Origin of the sequence: Streptomyces lydicus, from assembly GCF_000717345.1 — a bacterium.
GTDB lineage: Bacteria > Actinomycetota > Actinomycetes > Streptomycetales > Streptomycetaceae > Streptomyces > Streptomyces lydicus.
Genome location: NZ_JNZA01000008.1, coordinates 295,766 through 314,140, shown reverse-complemented (window position 1 = coordinate 314,140; position 18,375 = coordinate 295,766). Strand labels below are relative to the sequence as shown.

Sequence of the window (18,375 nt, the reverse complement as noted above, 5' to 3'; positions counted from 1 at the left end):
CCCGTACGGCCCGTTCCGTACGGGGCCGTCCCGCGCCCGGCCCGCGGCCGCCCCTCAGGCCGCCGGCCGGTCCGCCGCCCGCTCCCCGCGCCGGCCCACCGGCGCCACTCCCCGGGCCTCCCCCAGCCCGTACGCCGGCATGTTGACGTAGCTGCTCTCGAACGACCCCGCGGGCACCACGAAGGTCGCGTGCCAGAAGCCGACCTCGCCCCTCCCCTGCCGCGCCCTCTCCCGGTCACCGGCCAGCTCCTTGATCATGCGGGGCATCACCCGGCCAACCGGTCCGCGACGACGGGAACCACTGCGGCGGCTGCGGCCGGTCCGGGCGAGGAGTGCGGGACTCCGGCGGAGCAGGCGGGGGCGGCGGCAGTGCTGAGCATGCTCTGCGGGCCGGTGCCGTTGAGCCTGCGTCGGCGGGCGGAGGCGGAGGCGGTCAACAGGCGCTTCGAAGAAGGCAGTTGACAAGAGAAGGCCCCCCGCATGACGCGGAGGGCCTTCTCTCTACGTACCCCCGACCGGATTCGAACCGGCGCTACCGCCTTGAGAGGGCGGCGTGCTAGGCCGCTACACAACGGGGGCAAGATTTCCTGCAGTTGAGCCTGTCACGAGGACACGCTGCGCTGGGCTACCAGGACTCGAACCTAGACTAAATGAACCAGAATCACTCGTGCTGCCAATTACACCATAGCCCATGGTGGTTTAGACCAGTACCCCCGACCGGATTCGAACCGGCGCTACCGCCTTGAGAGGGCGGCGTGCTAGGCCGCTACACAACGGGGGCCCTAGCGATCCTGCATGAGAGGCAGTGGGTGCGACCCGAACTGTCTCCCTGGGAAGGATCTGTACCCCCGACCGGATTCGAACCGGCGCTACTGCCTTGAGAGGGCAGCGTGCTAGGCCGCTACACAACGGGGGCTTTGCAGATGAGCTCTGCGAGCTGGCCTACCAGGACTCGAACCTAGACTAACTGAACCAGAATCAGTCGTGCTGCCAATTACACCATAGGCCATCAAAGCGCAACCCCCTGTAGGGGGCTGATTTGATCTGCGCCTCCCGGCCGGACCTCTCGGCCCTCTCGGGCGGCGCAGGAAGAACATTACCTGATCGTGGACGGGGCACCAAAACCGATAACTCCGCGCAACAGCTCGGGGAGCTCCGCCAGGCTCGCGATCCGCCGTACCCCCGGCGGCAGCTCCGCGCCGGCCTCGCCGTCCGGGCCCGTGCGGTCCAGCCAGACGGCGGCCAGCCCGGCGTCCCGGGCGCCCAGCGCGTCGATGTCCAGCCGGTCCCCGACGTAGACGACCTCCTCGGCGGCGAGCCCCAGGGCCGCGCAGGCGCTCGCGAACGCCTCGGCGGCGGGCTTGGCGTGCCCCAGTTCATCGGCGCACAGCACGGCCTCGAAGCGGGCCCTGATGCCCAGCGCGGCCAGCTTCCGCTCCTGGTTGGCGGTGGAGGAGTTGGACAGCACCGCCTGCCTGAGCAGCGGGGCCAGCGCCTCCAGGGCGGGCAGGGAGTCCGGGAAGAGCACCCAGGACGCTTCGTAATGCGCGATGTACCGCCCGAACCAGGCGTCCGCCTCCTCGTCGCTCAGCGGCCTGTCCAGAAACGTCCGGGCGCGGGCCCTGCGGTGGTCGAGGAACCCCACCTCGCCGGCGAGGAACCGGGCGAACTCGGTCTCCATGGCGTGGCGCCAGCGGGCCAGCGCCGCCTCCTCCCCGCCGTACGCGGCGAGCAGCCCCTCCGCCCGGAGGTGGCGCAGCGCGCCGGTCCGGTCCGACCCGGTGTAGTCGAACAGGGTGTCGTCGATGTCCCACAGAACGGCGCGCAGAGCCATGCGAGCAATCTAGCGGCCCGCCCGGGAGCGCCGCCGGGGAATGCCGCGGGCCCGGACACCGTGCGGCGTCCGGGCCCGGAGGCGTGCGTACGGAACTCAGCCGGCCAGCTTGGCCAGCGCGGCGTCGATGCGCTGGAGGGTGCGCTCCTTGCCCAGGACCTCCAGGGACTCGAAGAGGGGCAGGCCGACCGTGCGGCCGGTGACGGCCACCCGGACGGGGGCCTGCGCCTTGCCGAGCTTGAGGCCGTGCTCCTCGCCGGCGGCCAGGACGGCCTCCTTGAGGGGCTCGGGGCCGGCGCTCCAGTCGGCGGCCGCGAGCTTGGCGCGGGCGGTGGTGAGCAGGCCCACCGGTTCGCCCTTCATGGCCTTCGCCCAGGACGCCTCGTCCTCGACGGGCTCCTTGAGGAACAGGAAGTCGACGTTGGCGGTGATGTCCGACAGGACGGTGACGCGGGTCTGGGCGTGCGGGGCGATGGCGCGCCAGGCGGCCTCGTCGAAGTCCTCGGGCGCCCAGTTGGCGTACGGGGCCTTCAGCCAGGGCTCGCAGGACTTGACGAAGTCCTCCGGGTCCAGCCGGCGGATGTGGTCGGCGTTGATCGCCTCGGCCTTCTTCAGGTCGAAGCGGGCCGGGTTCGCGTTGACGTCCGCGATGTCGAACTTCTCGATCAGCTCGGACACCGTGAAGAGGTCCTGGTCCGCCGAGAAGGACCAGCCCAGGAGGGCGAGGTAGTTCAGCAGGCCCTCGGGGAGGAAGCCGCGCTCGCGGTAGAGGTTGAGGGATGCCTGCGGGTCGCGCTTGGAGAGCTTCTTGTTGCCCTCGCCCATGACGTACGGCAGGTGGCCGAAGGCGGGGATCTCCTTGGCGATGCCCAGCTCGATCAGGGCCGCGTAGAGGGCGACCTGGCGGGGGGTGGAGGAGAGCAGGTCCTCGCCGCGCAGGACGTGGGTGATCCCCATCAGGGCGTCGTCGACCGGGTTGACCAGGGTGTACAGCGGCGCGCCGTTGGCGCGGACGATGCCGTAGTCCGGGACGTTCTCCGGGGTGAAGGTCAGCTCGCCGCGCACCAGGTCGTTGAACGTGATCGGCGCGTCGGGCATCCGGAAGCGGACGATGGAGCTGCGGCCCTCGGCCTCGTAGGCGGCCTTCTGCTCGGCGGTCAGCTCGCGGCACGTGCCGTCGTAGCCGGAGGGCCGGCCGGCCTTGCGGGCGGCCTCGCGGCGCTCGTCGAGCTCCTCGGTGGTGCAGTAGCAGTGGTAGGCGTAGCCGCCCGCGAGGAGCTTGTCGGCGACGTCCTGATAGATGTCCATCCGCTGCGACTGGCGGTACGGCGCGTGCGGGCCGCCGACCTCGGGGCCCTCGTCCCAGTCGAAGCCGAGCCAGTGGAACGAGTCCAGCAGCTGGTTGTAGGACTCCTCGGAGTCGCGGGCCGCGTCAGTGTCCTCGATACGGAAGACCAGGGTGCCCTTGTTGTGGCGCGCGTAGGCCCAGTTGAACAGGGCCGTACGGATCAGGCCGACGTGGGGGTTACCGGTCGGGGAGGGACAGAAACGGACGCGGACGGGGGTCGCGTTAGCCACGCTTGATCACCTTGTTGGTGAGAGTGCCGATGCCTTCGATGGTGACGGCGACCTCGTCGCCGACGTTGAGGGGGCCGACCCCGGCCGGGGTGCCCGTGAGGATGACGTCGCCGGGAAGCAGCGTCATCGCCTCGGTGATGTGGACGATCAGGTCCTCGATCGGGCGCACCATGTCGCTCGTGCGGCCGAGCTGGCGCTGTTCGCCGTTGACCGTGCACTGGATGGTGAGGTCAGCGGGGTCCAGCTCGGTCTCGACCCAGGGGCCGAGCGGGCAGGAGCCGTCGAAGCCCTTGGCCCGGGCCCACTGCTTCTCGCGCTGCTGGACGTCGCGCGCGGTGACGTCGTTGGCGCAGGTGTAGCCGAGGATGACGTCCTTGACGCGCTCGCGGGGCACCTCGCGGCACATCCGGCCGATCACGACGGCCAGCTCGGCCTCGTGGTGCACCTCCTGGGAGAAGGAGGGGTACGCGATGGGGTCGCCGGGGCCGATCACCGAGGTGGACGGCTTGAAGAAGGTGACCGGTACGTCCGGGACGGCGTTGCCCAGCTCGGCGGCGTGTTCGGCGTAGTTGCGGCCCACGCCCACGACCTTGTTGGGCAGGACGGGCGGCAGCAGCCGGACCTTGTCGAGGGGCACCTTTTGGCCCGAGCGCTCGAATTCCGCGAAGGGATGCCCCTTGATGACGTCGAGTGCGTCGTCTTCGACGACGCCGAAGCCGACGTTGCCGTCGATGGAGAATCTGGCGATGCGCACGGGTTGCCGCTGCCCCTCATTGATCATTGGCCGGAGTTGACACTCCAGGCTATCGCGGGGGCACGGCCGGTCCGCTGCGCCGCTTACGCCGGTACGTCCTGCTCGGGGGCGACCATCAGGACGGTGCGGCGGGGGTTGGCGGTCTGCGTGGGCAGTTCGACGGTGTGCTCCGGGACCTCGGGGGCCGCGTTGCCGAGCTCGTCGGCGTCCTTGAGGTGGGCCAGGGTGGTGCGCCGCGGGTTGGCTATGTTGCGGAACATCATCGTCGTCTTCACTGCTGCATGCCTCGCGTGGTCGGGTCTCGGACGGCTGAAAAGCCGTTGCGGAAAGCTGCCTTGTCGTATTCGGCAACCATGTAAAGCGTCAGGCTATGCGCGCTATTCCCTCCGAAGTGGTGGGGAACTCGACGATCTCCCTGTGAGTTTGCTCACCACCTGTACGACAAATGCCGCATTTCCCATGATCAACAACCTTGGGCGAATCGGACAATGACGGATTGAACCGCACGTTCCGCTCCCGATCACCGCACCTGGGACAGCCGGTCCGAGCGATCGATTCGAGGGCAAAAGTCCGGTATTTACTGCAGTACCTTGTACAAGTCGTAACGCGCTCCGTACATTGCGTCACGCAGGTCACAGCGAGCGGCTCCGCTCTTGTTGGAGATCCTGCACTGTGCTGGAATTCCACGGACCGCCGCACGTTTCAGCCGGCGCGCAGGGCGCAAAGTCGCGCCGCGCGGTGGTGCCGCTCTCTCGGCCAGAGGGGGCAGCCCGCCGGTCATTTCACGACCGCCATGAGGGGACTTCGCGGTCTCCGACACGACTCGACACCGTCCCGCCGAGGTGGGACGCCTGGTCCAGAGGTTGCGACGCTAGTGCAGGGACGTTTCAAGAGGGATGGCAGCGCTGCGGCGGACCCGGAGCTGCGCGGCGGAAGCGACCGCGCCTCCTCGCCCCAGCGCGACCGCAACAACGGCTCCGCCGGTGGCACGTTGCCCACCGAGGTGAGCGGCCAGGCACCGGGCGGTGAGGGCACCGAGGGCCAGTCCAAGGCGGCGAAGGGCCCCACCGGGCCCGGCTCGCGAATAGCGCTGCGCAACTGGCGCATCAGCACCCGCCTGGTCTCCCTGCTCGCGCTCCCGGTGGTCGCCGCGACCACGCTGGGCGGCATGCGCATCGCCACGCAGCTGGAGAACATCGACCAGCTGGACAAGATGCAGCTGCTCACCGAGATGACCCGGCAGGCGACCGAGCTCGCCGACGCGCTGCAGATCGAGCGGGACAAGTCGGCCGGCCCGCTGGCCGGCAGCGGCAACGTCAAGGACGACGCGAACGTGGTCGCGCCCCGCGAGGCGACCGACCACGCCAAGCTGAAGTTCAACCAGGCCACCGACGACATCCGGGGCCAGGACGCCACGATGGCCGGTGTCCGGGCGACCGTCCTGGAGATCACCCGGCAGCTGAACACCCTCAACGAGATCCGCGCCACCGCGTACAAGGACGACAACAACGCCGCGCGGACCGTCACCAGCTACAACCAGCTGATCAACTCGCTGCTGTCGCTCTCCCAGGACATGGCGCAGGCGACCAGCAACCCGGAGATGATCCGCTCGACCCGTGCGCTGGCGGCGTTCTCGTCGGCCAAGGAGTACGCGTCGATCCAGCGGGCCCTGGTCAGTGCCGGTCTCGCCCACTCCGGCGGCCCCCAGCTCTCCTCCAACGACCGGCTGGCCGGCCGTAACGCCGAGGACAGCGAGAAGGCGGCCCGCGACCGCTTCCAGCAGATCTACGCCAACAACGCCGGCTCGCTCACCCGCGGTCTGGACGGCAACAACGACGAGATCAAGGCCGCGGTCGCCTTCGCGCACCGCGCCTTCGCCAGCGGCTCCGGCATCCGCAGCCAGGACTACCGGTACCTCGACTGGTACGACTCCGACACCGTCAAGATCGACGAGATGTCGCGGATCGAGACCAGCCTGCTCTCCGAGATGGAGCAGAAGTCCCGCGAGCTGCGCAACGAGGCGACGCAGGACGCCATCATCAACGGTGCGGTGATCCTCCTCGTCCTCGGCGTCTCGCTGGTCGGCGCGTTCGTCGTGGCGCGGTCCATGGTCCGCTCGCTGCGCCGGCTCCAGGACACCGCCCAGAAGGTCGCCCAGGACCGGCTGCCCGAACTGGTCAAGCAGCTGTCCGAGTCCGACCCGCAGGACGTGGACACCTCCGTCGAGTCGGTCGGTGTGCACAGCCGGGACGAGATCGGCCGGGTGGCCGCGGCCTTCGACGACGTGCACCGCGAGGCGGTCCGCCTCGCCTCCGAGCAGGCGCTGCTGCGGGGCAACGTCAACGCGATGTTCACCAACCTCTCGCGCCGCAGCCAGGGCCTGATCCAGCGCCAGCTGTCGCTGATCTCCGAGCTGGAGTCCCGCGAGGCCGACCCGGACCAGCTGTCCTCGCTGTTCAAGCTCGACCACCTCGCCACCCGCATGCGCCGTAACGGCGAGAACCTCCTGGTCCTCGCCGGTGAGGAGCCGGGACGCCGCTGGACGCGGCCGGTGCCGCTGGTCGACGTCCTTCGTGCCGCCGCCTCCGAGGTGGAGCAGTACGAGCGCATCGAGCTCAACGCCGTACCGCAGACCGAGGTCGCCGGCCGGGTCGTCAACGACCTCGTCCACCTCCTCGCCGAGCTGCTGGAGAACGCCACCTCGTTCTCCTCGCCGCAGACCAAGGTCAAGGTCACCGGCCACGCCCTGCCCGACGGCCGGGTGCTGGTCGAGATCCACGACACCGGCATCGGCCTGTCGCCCGAGGACCTGTCGGCGATCAACGAGCGGCTGGCCAGCCCGCCGACCGTGGACGTCTCGGTGTCCCGCCGGATGGGTCTGTTCGTGGTCGGCCGGCTGTCCCTGCGGCACGGCATCCGCATCCAGCTGCGGCCCTCCGACTCCGGCGGCACCACCGCGCTGGTCATGCTGCCGGTCGACCTCGCCCAGGGCGGCAAGAAGCCGGCGCCGAGCAACGCCAAGGGCGGTGCCGGCGAGCCCGGCGGCGCGCCCTCCAGCCGGCTCGCGGGGCTTCAGCCACGCGGCCAGGTCGGTTCCGGACCGGCGTCCGGGCGCCCCGCGCTGCCCGGTCGCGGTGGCCCGGGCGGCGGCGCCCCCAACACGTTCGGCTCCCCCGCGCCGGGCGGGCGTGCCACGCCGCCCGCCGCCGGCTCCCAGGGCGCGCCCGCCGCGGGCCGTCCCGGTGCCCAGCGCCCGTCGCTGCCCACCCGTGGTGCGGACGCCGGCCCGACGCCCACCGTGGCGCCGCCGACCGGTGCGCCGCGCCGTGAGGAGCGTCCGCAGCTGCCGCCGCGCAACGCCGCGGCCGAACTGCCGGGCGGTTCGCAGAGCGGTCCCCGGGGCGGCCAGGACAGCGGCTCCGGTCAGCAGCCCGGCGGTACGAGCTGGGGCGCCCGCCGTGAGCGCGGCGGCGCCGACGACTGGCCGCTGGCGCCCCGCGAGGCGCAGGACCAGCCGCGCGGCCACGAGGAGCCCGAGAGCACCGGCAGCTTCGAGCGGCCCGCTCCGGGCGGTGGCCCCGGCGACACCACGGCGTTCGCCCGTCCCGACTTCAACGGCCCGCCGCCCGCCGCGGACGGCTCGCAGGGCGGCCGTCCGGCCGGCCGGGGTGCCGCCGACGGCGCCGGTGACACCGGCCGGTTCGCCCGGCCCGGGAGCGGTCCGGACCAGTACGACACCGGCCGGTACGAGACGGAGCGGTTCCAGCCGCCCGCCGCCGAGGCCGACCCGTACGAGACCGGGCAGCTCGACACCCGGCAGTTCCAGCGGCCGGCCGGCGAGCGCGCCGGGTACCCCGACGAGGTGCAGGCCACCGGGCAGTTCCCGGTGCCGCAGCAGGACCGCGGCTCGTCCGACGACGTGCTCGGCGGTGCGGACGCCGGTCCCGGGGACGGCCGAACGCCGATCTTCGACACGATCGAGTCCGACTGGTTCAACCACCCGGCGGCGGCCGCTGCCGGGGTGCCCCCGCAGGGCACCGACGCGGGAGAACCGGCGGGCCGGGCCGAGACGCCGCAGCTGCCCCGCCGGGGCAGCGGGCAGGAGGCCGGCGGGCGCGCTGACGCACCCGTCAACGGCGCGCGCAACGGAGCGCAGCCCGACGCCGCCTCGCAGTGGCGCAGCTCGCCGAACGACGAGACCTGGCGGCAGGCGGAGCAGATCCGCCAGCCCGCCTCCGGCGGTGTCACCACCTCCGGGCTGCCCCGCCGGGTCCCGCGTGCGAACCTCGTCGCGGGCACCGCGCAGCAACAGCAGCCCCAGCAGAGCGGTCCCCAGGTCTCGCGCGCGCCCGGTGACGTGCGCGGGCGGCTGACCAACCTCCGTCGGGGTATCCAGCAGGGCCGGCAGGCAGGGACGTCGAGCACCGGCACCCACGGCATTGTCGATCCCACACACCAGCAGGAGCGTTAGTTGAGTCCGATGAGCCAGGCGGCGCAGAATCTGAACTGGTTGATCACCAACTTCGTGGACAACACCCCTGGGGTGTCGCACACGGTGGTGGTCTCCGCGGACGGGCTGCTCCTCGCGATGTCCGAGGGCTTCCCGCGCGACCGTGCCGACCAGTTGGCGGCGGTGGCCTCCGGGCTGACCTCGCTGACCTCCGGCGCCTCCCGCATCTTCGAGGGCGGGACGGTCAACCAGACGGTCGTGGAGATGGAGCGCGGCTTCCTCTTCATCATGTCCGTTTCCGACGGATCGTCGCTGGCGGTGCTGGCGCACCCCGAGTGCGACATCGGCCTCGTCGGTTACGAGATGGCCCTGCTGGTCGACCGCGCGGGGACGGTGCTGACGCCGGACCTGCGCGCCGAACTCCAGGGCAGCCTGCTGCACTGAGGCGTCCGCAGCGCCTTTCCGTGCAGCACCCGACCACCCATTCGACCGCCGCCACCCCCCACCGGCCCAGACCGACGACAGAGCTTCTGTCCCGTCCGGAGGACCCATGACCCCGCCACCTGCCACTTCCGGCCCGTACGGCGCGTACAGCCAAGCGCCGTACGGGGGCGAAGGTGACCAGCCGCTGGTGCGCCCGTACGCGATGACCGGAGGCCGGACCCGGCCGCGCTACCAGCTCGCCATCGAGGCGCTGGTCAGCACGACCGCCGACCCCTCACAGCTGCCCGGGCTGCTGCCCGAACACCAGCGGATCTGCCACCTGTGCCGCGAGGTGAAGTCGGTCGCCGAGGTCTCCGCGCTGCTGCACATCCCGCTCGGTGTGGCGCGGATCCTGGTCGCGGACCTGGCGGAGGCCGGCATGGTGGCGATCCACCAGCCCGGCGGCAGCGGCGAGGCCGGCGGCACGCCGGACGTGACCTTGCTGGAGAGGGTGCTCAGTGGACTTCGCAAGCTCTGACAGCGGCCTCGACGGGGGTACGGCCCGCGCCACCACGTCCGCCAAGATCGTGGTGGCGGGCGGCTTCGGCGTGGGCAAGACCACCTTCGTCGGCGCCGTCTCGGAGATCAACCCGCTGCGTACGGAGGCCGTGATGACCTCCGCCTCGGCGGGGATCGACGACCTCAGCCACGTCCAGGACAAGACCACGACGACCGTGGCGATGGACTTCGGACGCATCACGCTGGACCAGGACCTGATCCTGTACCTGTTCGGTACGCCCGGTCAGGACCGCTTCTGGTTCATGTGGGACGACCTGGTGCGGGGTGCGATCGGCGCGGTGGTCCTGGTGGACACCCGGCGGCTGGCCGACTGCTTCCCGGCGGTCGACTACTTCGAGAACAGCGGGCTGCCGTTCGTCATCGCCCTCAACGGGTTCGAGGGGCACCAGCCGTACACGCCCGACGAGGTGCGTGAGGCGCTGCAGATCGGTCCGGGCACCCCGATCATCACCACCGACGCACGGCACCGCAACGAGGCCAAGAGCGCGCTCATCACGCTCGTCGAGCACGCGCTGATGGCCCGCCTGAAGTAGGACACCGACGGCCCGCCGCCGCATCCGGCGTGGGCCGTACGGAAGTTGTCTTCCACTGGGTGTGTCGCCTGCCCAGGGCCGGTTCCCCTCATCCTTGAGTGGATCTGTGTCCTTCGACACGCCCACAAATTTGCTTCATAACGTTTCGACAGTGAATCAGCGCGGTTTCGACACCCCGCGCGCATGCCCGGCTTCGCTGTGCGCACACAACGCCTGTCTTTTGGCGCCTCTCGCCCCTAACGCCCCTTTTATCTCAGGCACTTCCGTGCCCTCTCCGGCTTTGCCCAGTGTTTGGAACGCACCGCCCTGACGTGCTGAAATTCGCTGAACTCCGGAGTAGGAACGCCCAGAAGAAACGGCACAGCAGGTAGTGCCGGCGCCGAGAGGTTGTTGGTCGAGTGAGGCGAAGCAAGGCGAGCCCCGAGCCGCAGGAACCGCGGCGGGGCAACTTCACCCCGCCACCCAGAGGTGGCGTACCGGCTTCCGACGCGCCCGAAAACACGGTCGCGAAGCCTCCGGTCAGCGGCAGCAAGTACGCGCCGCGCAACTGGCGGGTGGCGACCCGCCTGAACGCCATTCTGCTGATCCCCGTGCTCGTCGCGCTGGTCTTCGGCGGTCTGCGGGTGGACAGCTCCTTCGCCACCTGGCAGGAGGCGCAGGACGCGGAGAACACCGCGAAGCTGGTGCGCGCGGCGCTCTCCTACAGCACCGCCCTGATCGACGAGCGGGACCGCACCGCGGCGCCGCTGCTCCAGGGCAAGAAGGACGACCCGGCGGTGCAGGAGGCGCGGGACGCCACCGACGCCGCGGCCAACACCTTCCACCAGGCCGCCAAGGCCATGCCGGACAAGCCGGGCCTCAACCGCCGGCTCGCCGCGTTCGAGAAGACCGAGCCCAAGCTGGCGAAGCTGCGCCAGGCGGCCTACACCTCCAAGCTGCACGGCGTGCAGACCGAGGAGGGCTACGTCGAGGTCCAGCACCCGCTGATGGAGTTCGCCAACGAACTCGGCCTGGGCACCGGCAACATCACCTCCTACGGCCGCACCGTCTACGCGATCTCGCTGGCCAAGGCCGCCGAGTCGCTCCAGCGCTCCATCGGCACCCACCTCCTGGTCGACCCGGCGTCCCCGCAGGGCGGCAAGGAGCACAAGCTCCAGCTGACCGCCTTCGCGTCGTACCGCTACCTGGAGGGCATCGCCATCGGCGAGTACACCTCCGGCGGCACGCCCGAGGACGTCCAGCGGCTCCAGAAGGACGCCGCGGCCCTCAAGCAGGCCGCGCAGCAGAAGATCGCACAGGCGAAGGCCCAGGCGGAGGCCGCCAACCGGCCGTTCCGCACCCCGCCGTCGATCGACCAGATGTCCACCCTGATCGCCACCGGGGCGGCGCCGGAGACGCTGAGCCTGAAGGGCATCACCTCCGACACCTACTTCGCGACCGCGACCGGCAAGTTCAACATGTACCGGTCCATCGAGAAGGACCTGGCGGACAAGGCGGTGAACGAGGCGGCGCAGATCGCCGACGACGCCAAGCAGTCCACCTTCGTCGACTCCGCGATCGTGCTGGCCGCGCTGATCATCGCCTTCGTCGTGGCCGGCCTGATGGCCCGCCGGATGAGCCGCAACATGCGCCAGCTGCGCAACGCCGCCTTCGGTGTCGCCGAGCAGCGGCTGCCGATGCTGGTCGACCAGCTCTCGCGGACGGACCCGGGCCGGGTCGACACCCGCGTGACGCCCATCCCGATCGCCACCACCGACGAGATCGGCGAGGTCGCCCGCGCCTTCGACCAGGTGCACCGCGAGGCCGTCCGGCTCGCCGCCGAGCAGGCGCTGCTGCGGGGCAATGTCAACGCGATCTTCACCAACCTCTCCAGCCGCAACCAGGGCCTGATCGAGCGCCAGCTGGAGCTGATCACGGACCTGGAGAACAACGAGGCGGACCCGGACCAGCTGGAGAGCCTCTTCCGGCTCGACCACCTGGCCACCCGCATGCGCCGCAACGGCGAGAACCTCCTCATCCTCGCCGGCGAGGAGCCAGGCCGCCGCTGGAACCAGCCGGTCCCGCTGGTCGACGTCCTGCGGGCGGCGATCAGTGAGGTCGAGTCGTACGAGCGAATAGACCTCACCGGGGTCCCCGAGAGCGAGATCCACGGCACCGCCGTGACCGACCTCATCCACCTGCTGTCCGAGCTGCTGGAGAACGCCACCACGTTCTCCTCGCCGCAGACCAAGGTGCGGGTGGCCGCCACCCGGCTGCCCGACGGCCGGGTGATGATCGAGATCCACGACAAGGGCATCGGGCTCACCCCCGAGGACTTCGCGGACATCAACCACAAGTTGGCGAACCCGCCGAGCGTGGACGCCGCGATCTCCCAGCGCATGGGCCTGTTCGTGGTCGGCCGGCTGGCCGACCGGCACGGGATCCGGGTGCAGCTGCGCCCCTCCGGCGAGCAGGCGGGCACCACGTCGCTGGTCATGCTGCCCGAGGCGATCACCCACGGTGGTGGCGGCGACGACCGGTACGAGGACGACTTCACGGTGTCGCGGATCGTGCCGGAGCACCAGCAGGCGACGTTCGACGACCGCCAGCGCACCGCTGCCGAGCTCGGCTTCGACGACACCCGCTACGGCCGGCCGGACACCGCGGACATGGACATGGCCGGCCGCTCCCTGATGCGGGAGGAGCGCCGGGCGGCCCTGGAGGCCCAGGCGACCGGTGAGCAGCCGGCCGACGGCCGGCAGGACTTCGGTCACGAGGGCGGCAACCCGCTCTTCCGCGACCAGGCGCCGTCCGCGACGGGCTACCAGGATTTCCCGTCCCAGGACTTCCGGTCCCAGGACTTCCCGGCTCAGGAATACGCCCCCCAGGACTACCCGTCCCAGGGGTATGCGGAAGCCGATCAGCCGCTCTATGACGACCGGTCGCACGGCAGTCAGGCGTTCGGCGAACCGCACCTCGGCGAGACCACCGGCCAGCAGGCATACGGCTCCCATGAACCGGCACAGCCGGACGAATGGGCCGAACGCCCCTCATTCGAGGGCTACTTCGGGACCGAAGCGGAATCTGACCGGAATGCAACTGCCGCTCCCGCTGACGCGTCTGAGCGCGTACCATTCGAGCGTCCCGGCCCCACACCGAGCGATGCCCCCTCGCTGACGGACGCCGGCCTTCCGCGCCGCGGAGGCCGCGACCAGCAGGCACAGCAGGTTCAGCAGCAGCGGGGCACGCCGGAGACCGGCCAGGACGGCTCGGACTGGCGCAGCTCGAACGACGAGCGCTGGGTGCGGGCGGAGCAGCTGCGCGAGCCGAAGGCGGGCGGGGTCACGGCCTCCGGCCTCCCCCGGCGCGTGCCCAAGGCCAACCTGGTCGAAGGCGCGGCGGAGGTGACCCCGCAGGGCGGCCCCCAGGTCTCCCGTGACCCGGAGGACGTCCGCGGCAGGCTGAGCAACCTGCGTCGCGGAGTCCAGCAGGGACGCAGCGTCGGCACGGACCCTTCCGGGGTCCCCCACAATGACCAACAGGGCTTCGGCCCCGGCAGCACCTACGATCAGGAGCGTTAGTGTGAGCCCGATGAGCCAGGCGGCGCAGAATCTGAACTGGTTGATCACCAACTTCGTGGACAACACCCCCGGGGTGTCCCACACGGTCGTGGTCTCCGCGGACGGGCTGCTCCTCGCCATGTCCGAGGGTTTCCCTCGTGACAGAGCCGATCAGTTGGCGGCGGTGGCCTCCGGGCTGACGTCGCTGACCTCCGGCGCGTCCCGCATCTTCGAAGGCGGGAGCGTCAACCAGACCGTGGTGGAGATGGAGCGCGGCTTCCTCTTCATCATGTCCGTCTCCGACGGATCGTCGCTGGCCGTTCTCGCGCACCCCGAGTGCGACATCGGCCTCGTCGGTTACGAGATGGCCCTGCTGGTCGACCGCGCGGGCAGCGTCCTGACGCCGGATCTGCGCGCAGAACTGCAGGGCAGCCTTCTCAACTGACAAACAGGCAGTGCGTTTCCCGCCACCGGGCCTTAAGGTTCGGTGGCGCGACCGGCGTCAGACAGGCAAGTTGGAGGAGGAGACGTGGCAACGCCCCCGAACGGATACCCGTACGGTTCCGGGCAGGAGTCCGGACCTGTGGGCGAGACCCATAACAACCGCTTCAACTTCCCGTCCGCGCCGAGCCGTCGGCCGCAGCGGCTCCAGCAGCCGCAGCAGCACCGGTCGTACGACTCCCAGCCGTACGAGCCGTCGGTGTACGACGAGCCGCAGGTGCCGCGCATCCAGCCGGTGCAGCCCCCGCGGAAGCCCGAGCCCGCCCCCAGTGGCGCGAACAACCCGCTCGTGCGCCCGTACGCCATGACCGGAGGCCGGACCCGGCCGCGCTACCAGCTCGCCATCGAGGCGCTGGTCAGCACGACCGCCGACCCCTCCAAGCTGCAGGGCCAGCTGCCGGAGCACCAGCGCATCTGCCACCTCTGCCGCGAGATCAAGTCAGTAGCCGAGATCTCCGCGCTTCTCTCCATCCCCCTCGGCGTCGCCCGGATCCTCGTCGCCGACCTGGCAGAGGCCGGACTCGTCGCCATCCATCAGCCCGGCGGGGACGAGACCGCCGGCGGACAGCCAGATGTGACACTGCTCGAAAGGGTGCTCAGTGGACTTCGCAAGCTCTAGCGGTGCAGCCCGCTCCACCACCTCCGCGAAGATCGTGGTGGCGGGCGGCTTCGGCGTGGGCAAGACCACGTTCGTCGGGGCCGTCTCAGAGATCAATCCGCTGCGTACCGAAGCCGTGATGACCTCCGCCTCGGCGGGGATCGACGACCTCACGCACGCGCCGGACAAGACGACCACGACGGTCGCGATGGACTTCGGCCGTATCACCCTGGACCAGGACCTGATCCTGTACCTGTTCGGTACGCCGGGTCAGGACCGCTTCTGGTTCATGTGGGACGACCTGGTCCGCGGCGCCATCGGCGCGGTGGTCCTGGTGGACACCCGCCGCCTGGCCGACTGCTTCCCGGCCGTCGACTACTTCGAGAACAGCGGCCTGCCGTTCGTCATCGCCCTCAACGGCTTCGACGGACACCAGCCCTACACGCCCGACGAGGTGCGTGAGGCGCTGCAGATCGGCCCGGACGCGCCGATCATCATCACCGACGCACGGCACCGCAGCGAGGCGAAGAGCGCGCTCATCACGCTCGTCGAGCACGCGCTGATGGCCCGCCTGCGCTAGGACGCCGCGTACGGGCCCCCCGTGCCCGTGTACGCCGCGAACGACGAAAGGCCCCCACACCCTTGCGGTGCGGGGGCCTTCGTCGTGCACGGGCGCGTGTGCCGTCCCGGACGGGACGGTCCCGGGGCCCGCACGCACCGGCGTGCGGGACCCGGCCGGCTCACTTGCGGGCCGGGCACTCCTTCCAGGCGAAGTGGTAGACGGTGTTGATGCTGCCGTCGGTGGAGTCCATGGCCATGAAGCTGGTGGCCTTCGAGTCCGCCGACTTGCCGTCCACCCTCAGCTCGGTGTTGATGTTGAAGTAGCGCTCCTCGCCGCAGGGCGCGTAGACGAGGGCGTCGATGTCGGTCTCGTCCGAGGACTGCCAGTTGTTGTCGTAGGGGCCGGCGAAGTTGTGGCTCTTGCGCGCCGTCTGCTGCTGGCCCTGGAAGTAGTAGTTCGCCTGCTCCAGTCCCTTGGCGCCGGGGGCCAGCGAGGCGTAGCCGCGGTAGTCGGCGCGGGCGATCGCGTAGGTGAAGCCCTGGGGGACGTGGACGTTGAGCGCGATCTGGCAGTTCTTCCGGGCGTCGGTGGGCTTGCTGGAGCCGCCCGCCTGCGCGAGGTACTCGCTGTACGTCACCGTGAAGGCGGTGTTGTCGGGTGCGATGGCCACCGCGGCGCTGCCGGGTCTGCAGCCCGATCCGTTGACCGTGGCGACGGTTATGGTGATCTTTCCGGTAGGCGGATCATCGCCGAACCGTGCCGGCGTGGTGGGGGATGCCGATCCGAGGAGCAAGGATGCCACTGCGGCACCAGCACTGAGCGTGCTGAGCATGGGCACGTCCTTCCGGTCGTCCTAGGGCCCGCGGCGCGGGAACACCAGGTGTGGGATGACGAGCGCATGCCAGCACGAGGATCTCCCCTTGAACAGCTCTGCTCCCCAGGGTTGGGGCGAACCTACGCCTCTATCCGGCCGCCCCGGGCGCAGCGGGGAGGGGCGCCGGTATGCAGACGCCCGCCGCAGGCGGGAGGGCCTGCGGCGGGCGTTCCGGAGCGTGCGGGTGCGGCGGGTCAGCGCTGCCAGCTGGTCGCGCTGTGGAAACCGTTCTGGCGCTCCAGGCGGCGCCAGCGGGCGGCGGTGGCGCGCGGGCGGGCCGGGGCGTCGGCCGGCCGGTGGGCGGCGCGGGCCAGCAGGACGGCGGTCAGGGCGGCCAGCTCTTCCTCGCTGGCCTGGCCCTTCTCCACCCGGATGGCGTCGGTGCGGTGGGCAGGGTTCACGGTGTCTTCTCCGTCGTCGCGGTGGGCGGTGGGTGCCGGGTGCGGGGCGCGGTTACTGGGGCGGGTTGCCGTGCTTACGGGCCGGCAGGTCCGCGTGCTTGGTGCGCAGCATGTCCAGGGCGCGGATGAGCGTGTGCCGGGTGTCGGCGGGGTCGATGACGTCGTCGACCAGTCCGCGCTCGGCCGCGTAGTACGGGTGCATCAGCTCGGACTTGTACTCCTTGACCATGCGGGTGCGCATGGCGTCGGAGTCGTCCGCCTCGGCGATCTGCTTGCGGAAGATGACGTTGGCGGCGCCCTCGGCGCCCATCACCGCGATCTCGTTGGTCGGCCAGGCGTAGGTCAGGTCGGCGCCGATGGACTGCGAGTCCATGACGATGTAGGCACCGCCGTACGCCTTGCGCAGCACGATCGAGATCCGCGGGACGGTGGCGTTGCAATAGGCGTAGAGCAGCTTGGCGCCGTGCCGGATGATGCCGCCGTGCTCCTGGTCGACACCGGGCAGGAAGCCGGGGACGTCCAGCAGGGTGACGATCGGGATGTTGAAGGCGTCGCACATCTGGACGAAGCGGGCGGCCTTCTCGGACGCCTCGATGTCCAGCACACCGGCCAGCGACTGCGGCTGGTTGGCAATGATGCCGACGACCTTGCCGTCGAGCCGGCTCAGTGCGCAGATGATGTTGGTCGCCCAGCGCTCGTGGACCTCCAGGTACTCGCCGTCGTCGACGATCTCCTCGATGACCTTGCGCATGTCGTACGGGCGGTTGCCGTCGGCCGGGACCAGGTCCAGCAGCGCGTCACCGGAGCGGTCGGCGGGGTCCTCGCTGGCCACCGTCGGCGGGTTCTCGCGGTTGTTGGCCGGCAGCAGCGACAGGAGGTAGCGGACCTCCTCCAGGCAGGTGGCCTCGTCGTCGTACGCGAAGTGCGCCACACCGGAGGTCTCGGCGTGCACGTCGGCGCCGCCCAGGCCGTTCTGGGTGATCTCCTCGCCGGTCACCGCGCGCACCACGTCGGGGCCGGTGATGAACATCTGCGAGGTCTCGCGGACCATGAAGACGAAGTCGGTCAGCGCGGGGCTGTAGGCCGCGCCGCCCGCGCACGGGCCGAGCATGACCGAGATCTGCGGGATGACGCCGGACGCCTTGGTGTTGCGCTGGAAGATGCCGCCGTAACCGGCGAGCGCGGAGACGCCCTCCTGGATACGGGCGCCGGCGCCGTCGTTGAGCGAGACCAGCGGGGCACCGGCCTGGATGGCCATGTCCATGATTTTGTGGATCTTGGTGGCGTGCGCCTCGCCGAGCGCACCGCCGAAGATCCGGAAGTCGTGTGCGTAGACGAAGACGGTCCGCCCGTGCACGGTGCCCCAGCCGGTGATCACACCGTCGGTGTAGGGCTTCTTGGCCTCCAGGCCGAAGCCCGTCGCCCGGTGCCGCCGCAGCGGCTCGACCTCGTTGAACGAACCCTCGTCCAGCAGCAGCTCGATCCGCTCGCGCGCCGTCAGCTTGCCCTTGGCCCGCTGCGCTTCGGTCGCGCGCTCGCTGGGTCCGCGCCGGACCTGCTCGCGGATGGCGTGCAGCTCGGCGACGCGCCCGCGGGTGTCGTTGGCGCCGGCGGGCAGATCTTCGACAGTGGTCATGTATCGACGGTACGTGTGCGGGGCGCCGCACACCGATGTCGGTTTCGTACAACGTCCCACGTGTTTTCGTGGGCAGGCAGTACAGAACCGACCTGGACGAGCCCCGCGCCCCG

The 18,375-nt window shown here is 70.5% G+C and carries 15 protein-coding genes, 5 tRNA genes and 1 pseudogene; 8 read left to right on the top strand and 13 right to left on the bottom strand.

The window, feature by feature from the left end:
* Positions 1-54 precede the first annotated feature (54 nt).
* From OO62_RS09775 to OO62_RS09730, 10 genes and pseudogenes are all read right to left on the bottom strand, one after another.
* Positions 55-228 (bottom strand): annotated as a pseudogene (locus tag OO62_RS09775) (monooxygenase family protein); the annotation flags it as partial.
* Positions 229-506: 278 nt separating this feature from the next.
* A tRNA-Glu gene (locus OO62_RS09770) sits at positions 507-579 on the bottom strand.
* 41 nt (positions 580-620) lie between these two features.
* A tRNA-Gln gene (locus OO62_RS09765) sits at positions 621-692 on the bottom strand.
* 16 nt (positions 693-708) lie between these two features.
* Positions 709-781 (bottom strand) — tRNA-Glu (locus tag OO62_RS09760).
* Between the two features lie 62 nt (positions 782-843).
* A tRNA-Glu gene (locus OO62_RS09755) sits at positions 844-916 on the bottom strand.
* Between the two features lie 21 nt (positions 917-937).
* Positions 938-1,009, bottom strand: a tRNA-Gln gene (locus OO62_RS09750).
* Between the two features lie 87 nt (positions 1,010-1,096).
* Entirely contained in the window at positions 1,097-1,834 is a 738-nt protein-coding gene (locus OO62_RS09745) for an HAD family hydrolase (RefSeq protein WP_033266870.1), read from the bottom strand.
* A gap of 96 nt (positions 1,835-1,930) precedes the next feature.
* Positions 1,931-3,412 (bottom strand): glutamate--tRNA ligase, encoded by a 1,482-nt coding sequence (gene gltX / locus OO62_RS09740; protein WP_033266869.1) that lies wholly within the window; start codon positions 3,410-3,412, stop codon positions 1,931-1,933.
* Positions 3,405-4,166, bottom strand: a complete 762-nt coding sequence (locus OO62_RS09735) for a fumarylacetoacetate hydrolase family protein (RefSeq protein ID WP_033266959.1) — start codon at positions 4,164-4,166, stop codon at positions 3,405-3,407. Before OO62_RS09735 ends, gltX begins: the two co-directional genes overlap by 8 nt.
* Positions 4,167-4,249: 83 nt before the next feature.
* Positions 4,250-4,441 (bottom strand): hypothetical protein, encoded by a 192-nt coding sequence (locus tag OO62_RS09730; protein ID WP_077193543.1) that lies wholly within the window; start codon positions 4,439-4,441, stop codon positions 4,250-4,252.
* A gap of 599 nt (positions 4,442-5,040) precedes the next feature.
* On the opposite strand from OO62_RS09730, the gene OO62_RS09725 reads away from it, so the two are divergent.
* The 8 genes from OO62_RS09725 (at position 5,041) to OO62_RS09690 (ending at position 15,369) form a co-directional block, all read left to right on the top strand.
* Entirely contained in the window at positions 5,041-8,637 is a 3,597-nt protein-coding gene (locus tag OO62_RS09725; RefSeq protein WP_033266867.1) for a nitrate- and nitrite sensing domain-containing protein, read from the top strand.
* A 9-nt stretch (positions 8,638-8,646) separates the two neighbouring features.
* On the top strand, positions 8,647-9,060 hold the full coding sequence (locus OO62_RS09720) for a roadblock/LC7 domain-containing protein (RefSeq protein ID WP_018087200.1): 414 nt from the start codon (positions 8,647-8,649) through the stop codon (positions 9,058-9,060).
* A 106-nt stretch (positions 9,061-9,166) separates the two neighbouring features.
* Positions 9,167-9,577 (top strand): DUF742 domain-containing protein, encoded by a 411-nt coding sequence (locus tag OO62_RS09715; protein ID WP_033266866.1) that lies wholly within the window; start codon positions 9,167-9,169, stop codon positions 9,575-9,577.
* Positions 9,558-10,151 carry a GTP-binding protein gene (locus OO62_RS09710; RefSeq protein WP_033266865.1) on the top strand — a complete coding sequence of 198 codons (594 nt, stop codon included), beginning with the start codon at positions 9,558-9,560 and terminating at the stop codon, positions 10,149-10,151. The genes OO62_RS09715 and OO62_RS09710 overlap by 20 nt, the downstream gene beginning before the upstream one ends.
* Positions 10,152-10,549: 398 nt before the next feature.
* Positions 10,550-13,711 (top strand): sensor histidine kinase, encoded by a 3,162-nt coding sequence (locus OO62_RS09705; RefSeq protein WP_033266864.1) that lies wholly within the window; start codon positions 10,550-10,552, stop codon positions 13,709-13,711.
* A 10-nt stretch (positions 13,712-13,721) separates the two neighbouring features.
* Positions 13,722-14,135, top strand: coding sequence for a roadblock/LC7 domain-containing protein (locus tag OO62_RS09700; RefSeq protein WP_030257992.1), 414 nt, complete (start codon positions 13,722-13,724; stop codon positions 14,133-14,135).
* A gap of 84 nt (positions 14,136-14,219) precedes the next feature.
* Positions 14,220-14,810, top strand: a complete 591-nt coding sequence (locus tag OO62_RS09695; RefSeq protein ID WP_033266863.1) for a DUF742 domain-containing protein — start codon at positions 14,220-14,222, stop codon at positions 14,808-14,810.
* A complete protein-coding gene (locus tag OO62_RS09690) occupies positions 14,791-15,369 on the top strand; it encodes a GTP-binding protein (protein ID WP_073760799.1) in 579 nt (192 codons plus the stop codon). Before OO62_RS09695 ends, OO62_RS09690 begins: the two co-directional genes overlap by 20 nt.
* A 160-nt stretch (positions 15,370-15,529) precedes the next feature.
* Here the strand turns inward: OO62_RS09690 and OO62_RS09685 are convergent, their stop codons facing one another.
* From OO62_RS09685 to OO62_RS09675, 3 genes are all read right to left on the bottom strand, one after another.
* On the bottom strand, positions 15,530-16,183 hold the full coding sequence (locus OO62_RS09685) for a DUF4360 domain-containing protein (RefSeq protein ID WP_033266861.1): 654 nt from the start codon (positions 16,181-16,183) through the stop codon (positions 15,530-15,532).
* Positions 16,184-16,419: 236 nt separating this feature from the next.
* Positions 16,420-16,626, bottom strand: a complete 207-nt coding sequence (locus OO62_RS09680; RefSeq protein ID WP_033266860.1) for an acyl-CoA carboxylase epsilon subunit — start codon at positions 16,624-16,626, stop codon at positions 16,420-16,422.
* A 52-nt stretch (positions 16,627-16,678) separates the two neighbouring features.
* Positions 16,679-18,262 (bottom strand): acyl-CoA carboxylase subunit beta, encoded by a 1,584-nt coding sequence (locus OO62_RS09675; protein WP_033266859.1) that lies wholly within the window; start codon positions 18,260-18,262, stop codon positions 16,679-16,681.
* Positions 18,263-18,375: the final 113 nt, after the last annotated feature.